Here is a 12,413-nt window from a genome sequence, read left to right as displayed (position 1 = left end):
GACCATGGTTGAGCAACTCTCGCACCCGGACGGCATCCGGCTTCTGCTCACACCCAATCACTCCCTGAGCTGGCGTGGCAACGTCCGCATCTGGCTTGCCCTGCTCACCGTGTCTGCGGTGATCGCCACCGGCATGGCCCTGGCCGGCGCCTGGGTCATCATCCCCTTCGCCGGGCTCGAGCTACTGGCCCTGGCCACCGGTTTCTACCTGACCTCCCGGGCCTGCCAGCGCCGGGAAGTGCTGACCATCGACGACCAGGACATCCACCTGGCCAAGGGCCGGACCCGCAAGCAGGCGGAATGGACTCTGCCCCGTCGCTACGCCCGGTTGCGCCTGAACCTGCCCGAGCATCCGTTTACGCCGCCCAAACTGGAACTGATTCACCGGGACACCCGGGTGGCGCTGGGTGATTTCCTCAACATCGACGACACCGATGCCCTGGTGCAGGTGCTGGAGACCCGAGGCCTGGTGGTGGAACGAAAAGCGCCCGATCCGGAGATCGGGCTGTGGTTCTAGGCACCGGCGACAATCCGGCGGATGACGGGCTGCACCACCTGCGGGTGCCAGAGCAGCCGATAGTGGCCAAGCCCCGAGGTCTGCAGTTTCTCCGAGTGCGGCCAGCGCAGATGCACCTGGTCACTCTGGCTGGCGGGGATCGACTGGTCATCCAGGTCCACCACCACCAACCCTTTCTGGCTCAACACCGGCGCCAGGTGATCGAAGGAGAAGCGCTGCCAGACCTGGTCACCGAAGCGTGCCTCCATGCGACGGCGATGCTCCTCAATCATGGCCGCCGGCAAGCCGAGGGCGGCGCCGAAGCCGGCGACCACCGAGGCCAGATCCTTCGGCGGTGCCAGCATCACCAGCTGGCGGGCGTCGACCCCGTCGGCCACCGCTCGGGCCGTGGCCAGACTGCCGATGGAGTGGGCGATGATGGTGTCAATGACGCCAACGCTGGCTGCCACCTTGGTGACCACCTCGGCCATCTCGTACAGGTGGGTGCGACTGCCCTGGGCCCGACCATGGGCCGGTGCATCGAACACCACCACCCGGTAGCCGGCTGCAACCAGCGGGGCAACGTAGGCGCCAAACTGGATACCGCCACCAGACCAGCCGTGGACCATGAGGACCACCGGGCCCTGGCCCCAGCTGTAGACCGGGATAGTGTGGGCGCCATGTTGCAGCTGGGTGTAGCTGTCGGCCTCATCCAGCAGGTGTTCGTACCGGATCGGCAGGCCCAGCCGACGGGGCGAAAAGAACAGTTTTTCCACCAGATCGCTGGCGGACCGGGGCGCCACCCGGTGCAACAGGGACAGAAGGGCGCCCACCCGGGCCGCCTGCCGCAGCCGGGGCGACAGCCGCGGGCGGGACAAGGTGGTTGCAAGGCCAGTGTCGATGGTGAGTTGAGCAGTCATGTCGAGTCCTCCTCTGCCGTTGGCCGACGGGCCAACCTGATTTGACGGTTCCAGAGTAGAACTTGCCAGCACACGGGCAGAGTGTCATATTTGACACCGTAGATGCTAAAAAGGACATTTCGCCATGACCCGCATTGCCATCGTTGCCCTGCCCTTCTGCCACGGCAGTGGCGTTATTGGCGTCATGGATTTCTTCGCCGCCGCCAATTTCTGCGATCGCGCGGCCAACCGCACGGCGCCGCGCTTCGACTGTCAGATCGTAACCGTGGACAACCAGCCGGTGTATTCCTACAGCGGCATTGCCATCGCCCCGACGGTGCGATGGCAGGATTACCCGGCCGACGTCATCATCGTCGGCTCCGCCATGGAGGCGGTGCTGGGCGATCGCCACATCGACACTGCTTTGAGTCAGTCCCGGCCCCTGCATGCCTGGCTGCAGTCGGCCATCGACCGGGGCGCAATCGTGGCCAGCGTCTGTACCGGCAGCTTCGTCCTGGCCGAAGCCGGGCTGCTGGACCAGCAGGTGGCCACCACCCACTGGCGGGCCGCCCCGGCGTTCCGGCGGCGCTACCCGACCCTGCGGCTGGAGTCCGACCAGTTGCTGGTGGATAACGGTCAGATCATCTGCGCCGGCGGCGCCACCTCGTTTGTCGACCTGTGCCTGTACCTGGTGGAGCGGCTCGGCTCGCCGGCCCTGGCCATGGCCTGCAGCAAGCTACTGATTCTGGACGCACGCCGGTCAGAACAGACCCCGTACATGAGCTTCTATGGCAGCCGGGCGCACCAGGACGAGGTCATTGGCGACATCCAGGGCTGGCTCGAGCAACACTACGCCGACGCCATTCACATCGACGACCTCGCCGAGCGCGCCCACTTGGGCCCCCGCACCTTCAAGCGCCGGTTCAAGGAGGCCACCGGCGAAACGCCACTGAGCTACCTGCAGCACCTGCGCATTGAAGCCGCCAAGCACGGCCTGGAGTCCAGTCGCCGGCAGACGGCGCAGATCATCTGGGATGTGGGTTACGAGGACGCCAGCTCGTTCCGGCGCCTGTTCAAGCGCAACGTCGGGTGCACCATGGAAGAGTACCGCCGCCGGTTCAGCTACGTGACGCCGCGCCGGAGTCGGCCAGAACCGGTCAGCCGGATTAGTTGAGAATCTCTATCATTGCTTTTATTGAGTGCATTTCATACACTTCGCCGCCGTTGGCATAGGCGGGGTGGTGAGTGTTGGAGCTGTTAATCGATCTTTTTGCTGAACTGGACCGGGTGGTCCTGGCGCCGGTCACCGACCGCTTTCTGGGCATCTTCGATCTGAACGGGCGCTTCGGCGTGCTGTTCCTGTGCATTTCCTACACCGTCGCCTACGGCCTGTTCCGCTTCCGCAAGCACCGGGGCCTGACCGACGCCGGCTCGTTCTGGCAATTCATCGGCGGCAGCCGGGTCTACCTGCATCGCTCCGCCCTGCTCGACTACCAGTACTACCTGATCCGCGCCGTTCTGAAGGTGGCCCTGGTGCTACCCCTGGTGGCCCTGGTAGACCCGCTGGTGTTCCGCTCCGGCGACTACATCGCCTTCTTCACCAACCTCTGGGGCGCCCGGCCCCAGCTGGGCGAGAACCTCGGGCTGTCGCTGCTGTACGGACTTGGCCTGTTCCTGGTGCGGGATTTCAAACATTACTGGGTGCATCGGGCCTTCCATTCCCGCTGGCTCTGGGAGTTCCACAAGGTGCACCATTCGGCGCCGGTGCTGGTGCCGGCCACCGCCAGCCGGATTCATTTCGTGGAGAAGGTGGTGGAGCGGCTGGCGTCGGTGATCTGCGTGGGCCTGTACGCCGGGGTGTTCTGGTATCTGTGCGGCGGTGAAATCAGCCGCTACACCCTGTTCGGGGTGACCTACCTGGTGTTCGTGTTCAATGCCCTGGCCGCCAACCTCAGGCACAGCCACGTCTGGCTGTCCTTCGGCCCGCGGGTCGAGCGCATTCTGAACAGTCCGGCCCAGCACCAGATCCACCACAGCGACGCGCCGCGGCATTTCAACAAGAATTTCGGCACCAACCTGTCGATCTGGGACTGGATGTTCGGCACCCTCTACACCACCACCAGCACCCCGGAGGCCATCCGGTTTGGCACCGGCCAGCGGGACGCCGAGCGTTATTCGACGGTCTACAGCCTGATCGTCACCCCGTTCGTGGAGCTGGCGCGCAAACGGCGGCGCCGCCCGGCACCACCGGCCCCGGTGCCCGGTGCGGACACCCCGCGCTACTGATAGCGCGCGGCCACCGCGTCCAGCTCACCGGCGGCCCGGGCCGCGTCCAGGGCCCGCTGCAGATCGGCCACCACGGCCGGATCGGTACTCTTGCTCAGGGCCAGATACATGGGGGTCTCCCGGAACACCAGCACCGGCTTGAGGCCGGTGATGCCGTGCTCCTCTTCCGCCACCAGGGGCCCCACCAGGCCATCGGTCACCCACAGGTCGGCCTGGCCCAGCACCAGACGCTGGGCGTTGACGTCGCCGGACAGCCCCATGGCCACTTCGAAGCCCTGCTCCACCAGGTACTCGGACATCACATCACCCTTGTAGCCGGCGATTTTCAGTCCCCGGGCGTCTTCCAGGGTGGTCAGTTTGATGTCGGAATCCGGCGCGGCAAACAGGGTCCACTTGATGGAGGCCAGCGGCCCGACCCACTGGAACAGGTCCTCGCGTTCGTCGGTCCGGGCGGTGCAGAACAGACCGTGGTTTTCCCGCTCCTGGACCCAGTCGTAGGCGTAGCTCCAGGCCCGCATCTTCATGACGTAGTCGTAGTCGACCCGGGCCAGCATGGCCTTGACCATGTCGGTGCAGATGCCCGTGATGTCCTCCTCGCCATGGGCGAAGCCCTTGCCCGACACGGCGGCGTTATAGGGCGGGTAATTCTCGGTAAAAATGTACAGCCGTTCGGCTGCGGCGGCCGTCATGCTCAGGCCGGTCAGCAATAGCGCCACCAGGCCGGCCATTGCGGCGGCCATGGATCGGGACACCGGCGCTTGGTTCATTCTTGGCATTCTTATGTCCTTATTCGACATATGGATTTAACGGATTTTGAGTTCGGCGCACATGATTACGCCAACGCTTCCAAAAGTCAGTGACAAAACGTATCCGCCAGGCTCCACGCAGTCAGGACCCGGTCGGTTCCGCCCTGGCGGTTTGCTCGTCGGAGCCGGTGGCCACCACCTGGGCCCCGATCACCTCAAGCACACCGGGACGGCAGGTCACATCCAGCGGTGTCTGCCCCACCACATCGCCATCGGCGGTCACGGTCTTGGGCTTGCCGGTGCGCACCGTGCAGTGGCTGCCCTTGAGGTGAATCAGGGTGCTGGTCCGCCTGGGTGAACGCCGGTTCAGCCGGACCATCAGGAAGGTCAGCAGCAGCTGGAACAGGGGCCTGGGTTTGACCGCAATCACGTCCAGCTGGCCGTCGTTGGCGGCGGCCTGGGGGATCTCATTGCCGCCCCCGAAGAAGGCACCGCTGGCGACCGCAATGGACAGCCATCGGCCCTTGACGAAGCCCTTGTCACAGCGGATTTCCGCCTTGAAACCGCGATTGGCATTGATCCGGCGCAGCAGCCCGATACCGTAGCTGAACCGGCCGAACAGTTTTTTTTCCGTGCTTTCGGACTCCCGTACCGGCAGGGTGCCCAGCCCAATGTGGGCCACGTTCAGGAACAGCTGCTCGCCGAATTCGGCCACATCCACGCGCTGGGTGATGCCCTGGGCAATCAGCGCGCAGATCTGATCGGGCGCCTCGGGCAGGTCCAGGTTACGGGCAAAGTCGTTGGCCGTACCCGACGGCAGCACCGCCAGCACCGCCTGCTTGCGGCGACAAAGACGCGCGCCCCGGTTCACTGAACCATCGCCGCCGGCCACCATCACGGTATCGCCCGGCTGCACCCGGTCGGTCCAGCGCTGGTCATCGAACTCGCAGCATTCCGGTTCAGGCACGCCGGCCGCCGCCAGCTGTTCCAGCCAGAATTCCCGGTCCCGTTCGCCCGTTCCAGCCTTGGGATTTGCAACCAGCCAATGGGTCATACCTGTGCTTCCGTGTGTTGGTTTCTGAAATTGACGCCCCGGGCGGTGCCGGGCACACTCAGGATCGCCCAGCCTGGGGACTCTGCGCCCTAGCCATAACAATAATCGTCCACCGAGAAGGCTCCCGCCATGGATTTTGTCAGAACTCCGGAAAAACGTTTTGAACGCCTGCTGGACTACCCGTTCGACCCTCACTACCTAGACCTGAATGGCCTGCGCATGCATTACGTGGATGAGGGACCGGCCGATGCCAAGCCGATCCTGATGCTGCACGGCGAGCCGTCCTGGTCCTACCTGTACCGCCACATGATCCCGGTCTGTGCCGCCGCCGGGCATCGGGTCCTGGCGCCCGACCTGATCGGTTTCGGCAAATCGGACAAACCCACCGCCATCGACGACTACAGCTACCAACAGCACATGGACTGGATGCAGGGCTTCATTGACCAGTTGGAACTGACGGAGATCACCCTGGTGTGCCAGGACTGGGGCTCGCTGTTGGGGTTGCGGCTGGCGGCGGAAAACCCGGACCGGTTTCGGGCCATTGTGGTGGGCAATGGCATGCTGCCGACCGGCGACCAGAAGGCGCCACCAGCGTTCAAGATCTGGAAGAATTTCGCCTTGCACAGCCCCTGGTTCCCGATCGGCCGGATCATCAACGCCGGCTCGTTCCGCAAACTGGGGCCGGACGAGATCCGGGCCTACGACGCGCCCTTCCCGGGCAAGAAATACAAGGCCGGCGCCCGCGCCTTCCCGCGCCTGGTGCCGATGACCCCGGACGATCCCGCCACCGAGGCCAACCGTGCCGCCTGGGCGGTGCTGGAGCAGTGGGACAAACCCTTCCTGACCACCTTCAGCAACGGCGACCCGATCACCCGGGGCGGCGATGCCTACATGCAGAAGCGCATTCCCGGCGCCCAGGGCCAACCGCACGTGACCCTGAAGGGCGGGCATTTTCTGCAGGAAGACTCACCGGTGCCCTTCGCCCGGGCGATCAACGAGCTGCTGGCCCGGCTGCCCTGACGCGCCCGGACCCGCGGCTCAGTTCTGGCCGGCCGGCACCCGCGGCCGATAGTGCCAGGAAGACCAGCTGTACAGGCCCAGGGCCAGCCAGATCACCACGAAGCTGGCCAACTGGACCTGGCTCAGGGGTTCGCCGAACACCAGCAGGGCGATGAAGAACTGCAGGGTCGGGTTGATGTACATCAGGAAGCCGACGGTGGCCAGGCGCAGCCGTCGGGCGGCGCCGGCAAACAGCAGCAGGGGAATGGCGGTGACGATGCCGCTGGCCATCAGCAGGACACCGGTGTACAGGCTGTCGCCGAAGTGGGAGGCACCGGAATAGCCGAGCCAGGCGAAGGTGAGCAGCCCCACCGGCAGCAGCAACAGGGTTTCCACGAACAGCCCGGACAGGCCGTCCAGCACCACCTGCTTGCGCAGCAGGCCATAGGTGCCAAAGGTAATGGCCAGGGCCAGGGTGATCCAGGGCAGTTCCCCGAGCATCACCAACTGGATCAGGATCCCCATCCCGGCCAGCGCCACCGCCGCCAGTTGCCAGGGGCCCATGCGCTCGCGCAACACCAGCATGCCCAGCGCCACGTTCACCAGCGGCGTGAGGAAATAGCCCAGGCTGGCCTGGAGCACGTGCCGGGTTTCCACCGAGTAGATGTAGATGCCCCAGTTGGCGGCTATCAGCAGCGCGCAGCCGAGCACCCGCCAGAGCTGGGCCGGATTGGCCAGGGCCGAGCTGACCGCCGGCCAGCGCCGCAGCCCGCTGATCACCAGCGCCAGGAACACGCAGGACCAGACGATCCGGTGCACCAGGATCTCGAACGCCGGCACCCCCTCGAACAGGGCGAAAAACAGCGGGAAGCAGCCCCAGAGGGTGTAGGCCGACAGGCCGAACCAGACGCCGCGCGTGGTTTCGTTCATGCCGGCCTCTTCTGGGTCACGACCAGGGCCACGCCGGTGATGGCCACCAGGCCACCGACCATGGCCAGGCCACCCAGGCGCTCATCGAACAGCAGGTAGGCCTCCAGAGCCGTCACCGGTGGCACCAGGTAGAACAGACTGGCGACCTGGGACGCGGCACCCTGACGAATCAGCCACATCAGCAGCAGGATGGCACCGATGGACACCCCCAACACCAGCCAGGCCATGGACAGCTGCAACTGCAGCGCCCACTCCACCTCGCGGGACTCCAGGGTGAAGGCGCCGATGGCGAAGAAGGTGGCGGCCGCGCCGTACTGGATCAGGGTACCGGCCACCAGGTCGGCGCCGGTGCCATGGCGTTTCTGGTAGACCGTGCCCAGGGAAATGCCTGCCAGGGCAAACAAGGCCCAGACCAGGGCCCAGGGCGAGAAACCGCTGCCCGCGCCGGTGCCGCCGAACTTTTCCACCAGCACCAGGGCAACACCCACCAGGCCCAGGGCCAGCCCCAGCCATTGCCGGCCGGTCACCGCCTCTTTCAGGAACAGCACCGCTGCGGCCGCGGTCACCAGGGGCTGCAGGCCCACGATCAGCGACACGATGCCCGAGGCCATACCGTCCTCGATGGCGTAATAGACGCCGCCCAGGTAAAACCCGTGCACCAGGATACCGGTGACCGCCAGGTGCCCGGCACCGCGCCAGCCCGGCCAGCGGGTCTTCATGACCCAGGCCAGGCCCAGCAACAGCACCAGGGTCAGCAGCATGCGGATCAGCAGCAGGGTAAACGGCTCGGCAAAGGGCAGGCCGTACTTGGCGCCGATAAAGCCGGTGCTCCACAGCCAGACAAACAGGGCGGGCACGAAGAACGAGTAAAAGAGTGAGCGCATCAATGGCAACCGGTGTCCGAGGATTTGGTCGGGAGCAACCCGAGCCGACTACTGTAAAAGTTAGCAGGCAAGCAAAACAGATACAGAAAACCGGTTTAACAACCGGTACAGATGTTCAGGGCGAGGCCCGTGGCAGGCGCACCTCGATGACCGGCTCCTCCGCGTGCCAATCCCCTTCCCAGGTCACTTTCGGCTCGCCGCCCGGGTTGGGCTGAATGCTGACCGTCACCGGGCCGAAGCCGGTGGGCGCCGGCCCGAACCGGATCGGCTGATCCTGCTCCAGCCACCGCGCCGGCACGCCCGCACACAGGATCAGCCGGTCGCCCTCCTCCCGGACAAAGCAGTTGCGCACCATCAACACCCACTCCGCCGACGCCCACACATGGTGACCGTCGCCCATGCAGCCGCCACCGGTGCCCGGGTGGATGGCCTCGGGCCACTGTCCCGTGGGCGAGGCCAACCGAGCCACCGCATCCATCAGCTCGAGGTAACGGCCATCGCCGGCCCGCAGCAGCACCTGGGCCACGTGCAGGGTCAGGTAGGCGTTCAGGCCCGAGTGGATCATGTCCTGGTAGAAGGCACCGTTGACGAAGCAGTTGGCCAGCAGGTGCTCGACACAGTCCAGCAGGCGCGGGTCGTCCGGGGCGCACAGCTGGGTCGGGTAGCCCAGGGCGAGGGAGCCGATGGCGCCGGCATCCAGGCGCCGGTACGGCGAGGCCGGCATGCCCGGGCGCCGCAGCCGTTGTTCGCACCGGGCCAGACTGGCATCGACGCTGTCGGTAAAGTCCCGGGCCCCGGCGGCAAAGCGCTCGCTGGCGTCCGGATCCCCGGCCTGCACCAGCTCGGCCGCAGCCTTCAAGCCGGCGATGCCCCAGAAATCGTCCCAGTAGTAATAGTCATTCGGGCCCAGATGCTCGGCGCTGAAGCCGGCCGGCAACAGGCCAGCGTGGGGGCTGTCCAGGCTCGGGCTCAGGCGTTTGTTCTGGATCCAGTCCGCGCCCCGGGTCACCGATTCGATCAAGTCCCCGGACAGGGGCCGGCCGGTGATGGCCTGGAACCGCTGCAGGATCCACAGCACCTCGCCGTTGGCGTCCCACTCCCCTTCCTGGGAGCGGAAATAGCCACTCTTCTGCTGGCGCCCGGGGAATCGGATCAGCGCCCGCTCCGCGCGCTCGGTCATGCCGGTGCACAGCAAGGCGTGGATGATGAACGCCGCGTCCCGGAACCAGAACCGCTTGTAGGTGTAGGGGCCCGGGTAGACGTCGGCGGGCGAATGCAGCACCAGGGAGCGCAGGGCCGCCTCGTAGAGGAACTGCCAGTGGGCGTCCGGGCACTCCAGCCGGGCGTGACCCGCCAGGGTGTCGGGCCAGGACGAGGCCCAGGGCGCGACCTCGCTGCTTTTCATCAGTGGCACCGTCACCGTCAGTTCCGTGATTTCACCGGGCTGCACCGGGAACAGGGCGGCGGCGGTGACCAGGCCGACGTCACAGCGACCCTCGTTCTGGTCGTCGATGTCGGCCAGGTGAATGTGCACGTCGCCCTGGCGGTAGTCCGACACATGATGGTGGGCAGCCGGCTTGCTGAACATCACCGGATGGCGGCCTTCCACCTGCCAGCCGTCGCGATGGGGCTTGAGGTTGACCCGGTGAATGAAGGCCACGCCCTCCGGATTGGCCGGACGCAGGGACAGCACCAGCGACCCCGACGCCTGCGAGCGTCCCTGCAACACCAGCTCGCACAGCGGGCGGCCGGCCTGCATGATCACCCGGGCCCGGCTCACCAGATGCAGGCCGTCCAGCTCCGATTCGGTCACCACGCAGGGCGTCTCGCCGTCCAGTTCCAGCCACTGTCGGCTGGTCTTGCAGCGCGACGGCAACAGGCAGCGGCCATCGTCGGCCAGCAGCCAGCCGTCCAGGGACCAGCCATCGTACAGGGGCGTGACCAGGCCCCGGGGGTCCACCACCGGCAGGGTTTCGATGTCCGGTTGGCCGACGGCGGTCCAGTTCCGGTTGCTGAGGTTGATGTGAGTGATGGAAAACGCCCGCGGGATGAAGGCGCGATCGTTGGGATCGAACTGGCGCTCGACCCAGTAGGGCCAGACCCAGTCCAGGTTGTGCTGGATGACCCGGCTGTTGATCAGGCCCCGGGCGTGGAACACCACCCCGGCCCGCAGCAGTTCGATGGGTTCGCCCACTTCCGAGGGTTGGGCAAAGCTGTGCAGCTTGGCCAGCAAGGCAATCGGGTCGAGAAACCCGTGTCGATCGGCCATGCGCTTGACCAGATACCGCCAAGGCAACCACTTCATCCAGCTCATGGGGCACTCCCGTTGTCCGTCGCTTCCGTTTCCACCCGGTAGCGGGCCAGCGCCCGCCGGGCCAGTCGGTTCAGAAACACCACCGCGACCACGGTGCCGGCAAAACCGGTGCCGTAGACCGCCCACTCCAGGGCCGACCGGTCGCTGTCGCGCACCCACAGTGTAGACAGGTCCGCCGCCAGCGACCCCAGGTAGACGTTGTGCAGCGAGAAGGGGATGATTCCGATGAAGGTGCCGACCACGAAGCCGGAAAAGGAAAAATGGGTCAGCCCGAACAGGAAATTGGCCAGCTTGCCGGGGAAGAAGGGGATCAGCCGGGTCAGGAGCACGATCTTCCAGCCGTGGGGCGCCAGCTCACTGCTGACCACCGAGAGCTGGGCGGTCCTGCGGATGTAGACATGGGCCCGCTTGCTGAAAAAGTGCCGCGCAATGAGAAACGCCATCGCCGACCCCAGGGTGGTACCGACCACCACGTAGACGGTGCCCTCCAGCACGCCGAATACAAATCCAGCCCCGGTGGTCAGCAGGATCCCGGGCAGGAGCAGCACCATGGCCAGGGCCATGATGCCAATGAACACCGCGGCAGCCCAGGCCCCCTGGTCATCCACCCAGCGCAGCAGGTCGAGCACCTGATGGTGAACGCCCAACGCCGTCAGGGTGCCGACAATGAGCCCGACACTGGCGATGCTGACCGCCATCCACAGGATGGGGGACTTTTTCCAATCGGCCATAACCCGGTACCCGGGCCGACAAGCTCCCGCTCAGGAGGCCGGCCTCAACTGGTTAATATGGACTGGAGTTTCTGGGTCAGCTCCACTGCTTCTGCCCCCAGGGGCGTTAGGTAGCCACCATCCTTCTGGCTGATCAGGCCACGGGCAAAGAGGGTCTCGGCGGCACGCACGGTTTCCGGGGCGGCCGAATGAGCATGCACCTTGATGCCCTCCTGACTGGAAGTGGACGGAAACTGCGCCAGAAGATTGAGTTCGGCCAGGTGATCAGCGGAAAATGGCATGGCAATTCCTCGTGTTAGGGTCGTTGCTTTTCCTTCAGCATAGTCGATTCACTCCATGAAGCTTTCCAGAATTCTCAGCAATCGGGATGGCACCAGCCGCCAGTCCGCCAACCGGCTGATCGCCGCCGGTCGGGTGCGGGTCAACGGCCGGGTCTGCCGACACGGCGCCCAAGACGTAGACCGGTTTGCCACCGTGCACCTGGACGACACCGAGGTGCAGACCGGTGCGACCGCCCATTACCTGATGCTGCACAAACCCGCCGGCTACCTGAGCGCCACCGTGGATGCGGTTCACCCCACGGTGCTGGAGCTGGTGCCGCCCGGCCTGCCGCCGGACCTGCACATTGCCGGCCGACTCGACCGCGCCAGCACCGGCTTGCTGATCCTCACCAACGACGGCGCCTGGTCCCGCCAGCTGACCGAACCCCGGGTCAAGTTGCCCAAGGTCTACCGGGTCACCACGGCCTACCCAATCGGCCCCGACACCGCCGACCGCTTCGCCGAGGGCATCTGGTTCGAGTTCGAGCAGCTGCGGACCTCACCGGCCCTGCTGGAACCCCTGGCGCCCTGCGAGGCTCGGGTCACCATCTACGAAGGGCGCTACCACCAGATCAAGCGCATGTTCCACGCCTGCGGCAATCGCGTCACCGGCCTGCACCGGGAACGCATGGGGCGTATCCAACTCGACCACAACCTGATGCCCGGCGGCGTGCGTCCATTGAGTGACGCCGAAATCGCCTCTGTTCACCCCGAAAGGGATTGATCCGAAGTTGATCCATAGCAGGTCCGTCTG

General features: G+C 65.8%; 13 protein-coding genes. 5 read left to right on the top strand and 8 right to left on the bottom strand.

Going from position 1 to position 12,413, the window contains the following annotated elements; genetic code table 11:
* The first annotated feature begins 4 nt into the window (after positions 1 to 4).
* Positions 5 to 517: a DUF2244 domain-containing protein gene (locus U5822_RS10840; protein ID WP_322855638.1), complete on the top strand. Its 513-nt coding sequence runs from the start codon at positions 5 to 7 to the stop codon at positions 515 to 517.
* Here U5822_RS10840 and U5822_RS10835 read toward each other — a convergent pair.
* Positions 514 to 1,416, bottom strand: coding sequence for an alpha/beta fold hydrolase (locus U5822_RS10835; RefSeq protein WP_322855637.1), 903 nt, complete (start codon positions 1,414 to 1,416; stop codon positions 514 to 516). The two genes, U5822_RS10840 and U5822_RS10835, sit on opposite strands and share 4 nt — an antisense overlap.
* Before the next feature lie 124 nt (positions 1,417 to 1,540).
* On the opposite strand from U5822_RS10835, the gene U5822_RS10830 reads away from it, so the two are divergent.
* Positions 1,541 to 2,569: a GlxA family transcriptional regulator gene (locus U5822_RS10830; RefSeq protein WP_322855636.1), complete on the top strand. Its 1,029-nt coding sequence runs from the start codon at positions 1,541 to 1,543 to the stop codon at positions 2,567 to 2,569.
* Between the two features lie 80 nt (positions 2,570 to 2,649).
* Positions 2,650 to 3,681 carry a sterol desaturase family protein gene (locus tag U5822_RS10825; RefSeq protein WP_425259406.1) on the top strand — a complete coding sequence of 344 codons (1,032 nt, stop codon included), beginning with the start codon at positions 2,650 to 2,652 and terminating at the stop codon, positions 3,679 to 3,681.
* Here U5822_RS10825 and U5822_RS10820 read toward each other — a convergent pair.
* Positions 3,675 to 4,457: a substrate-binding periplasmic protein gene (locus U5822_RS10820; RefSeq protein ID WP_425259064.1), complete on the bottom strand. Its 783-nt coding sequence runs from the start codon at positions 4,455 to 4,457 to the stop codon at positions 3,675 to 3,677. The genes U5822_RS10825 and U5822_RS10820 overlap by 7 nt on opposite strands.
* Positions 4,458 to 4,569: 112 nt before the next feature.
* Complete coding sequence (locus tag U5822_RS10815; RefSeq protein ID WP_322855635.1) at positions 4,570 to 5,481, bottom strand: diacylglycerol/lipid kinase family protein; 912 nt, start codon at positions 5,479 to 5,481, stop codon at positions 4,570 to 4,572.
* A gap of 129 nt (positions 5,482 to 5,610) precedes the next feature.
* On the opposite strand from U5822_RS10815, the gene U5822_RS10810 reads away from it, so the two are divergent.
* Positions 5,611 to 6,501: a haloalkane dehalogenase gene (locus tag U5822_RS10810; RefSeq protein ID WP_322855634.1), complete on the top strand. Its 891-nt coding sequence runs from the start codon at positions 5,611 to 5,613 to the stop codon at positions 6,499 to 6,501.
* A gap of 18 nt (positions 6,502 to 6,519) precedes the next feature.
* On the opposite strand, the gene rarD is transcribed toward U5822_RS10810, so the two are convergent.
* The 5 genes from rarD to U5822_RS10785 form a co-directional block, all read right to left on the bottom strand.
* Entirely contained in the window at positions 6,520 to 7,410 is an 891-nt protein-coding gene (gene rarD / locus U5822_RS10805; RefSeq protein ID WP_322855633.1) for an EamA family transporter RarD, read from the bottom strand.
* A complete protein-coding gene (locus tag U5822_RS10800; RefSeq protein WP_322855632.1) occupies positions 7,407 to 8,294 on the bottom strand; it encodes a DMT family transporter in 888 nt (295 codons plus the stop codon). The genes rarD and U5822_RS10800 overlap by 4 nt, the downstream gene beginning before the upstream one ends.
* A 115-nt stretch (positions 8,295 to 8,409) precedes the next feature.
* Positions 8,410 to 10,608: a hypothetical protein gene (locus U5822_RS10795; RefSeq protein WP_322855631.1), complete on the bottom strand. Its 2,199-nt coding sequence runs from the start codon at positions 10,606 to 10,608 to the stop codon at positions 8,410 to 8,412.
* Positions 10,605 to 11,339, bottom strand: a complete 735-nt coding sequence (locus tag U5822_RS10790; protein WP_322855630.1) for a TVP38/TMEM64 family protein — start codon at positions 11,337 to 11,339, stop codon at positions 10,605 to 10,607. Before U5822_RS10790 ends, U5822_RS10795 begins: the two co-directional genes overlap by 4 nt.
* A gap of 44 nt (positions 11,340 to 11,383) precedes the next feature.
* Positions 11,384 to 11,620: a TIGR02647 family protein gene (locus tag U5822_RS10785; RefSeq protein ID WP_322855629.1), complete on the bottom strand. Its 237-nt coding sequence runs from the start codon at positions 11,618 to 11,620 to the stop codon at positions 11,384 to 11,386.
* 55 nt (positions 11,621 to 11,675) lie between these two features.
* On the opposite strand from U5822_RS10785, the gene U5822_RS10780 reads away from it, so the two are divergent.
* Positions 11,676 to 12,383, top strand: a complete 708-nt coding sequence (locus U5822_RS10780; RefSeq protein WP_322855628.1) for a pseudouridine synthase — start codon at positions 11,676 to 11,678, stop codon at positions 12,381 to 12,383.
* Positions 12,384 to 12,413 lie beyond the last annotated feature (30 nt).

Origin of the sequence: Marinobacter qingdaonensis (assembly GCF_034555935.1) — a bacterium.
Classification (GTDB): Bacteria; Pseudomonadota; Gammaproteobacteria; order Pseudomonadales; family Oleiphilaceae; genus Marinobacter; species Marinobacter qingdaonensis.
This window is presented reverse-complemented; position numbering and strand designations above follow the sequence as displayed.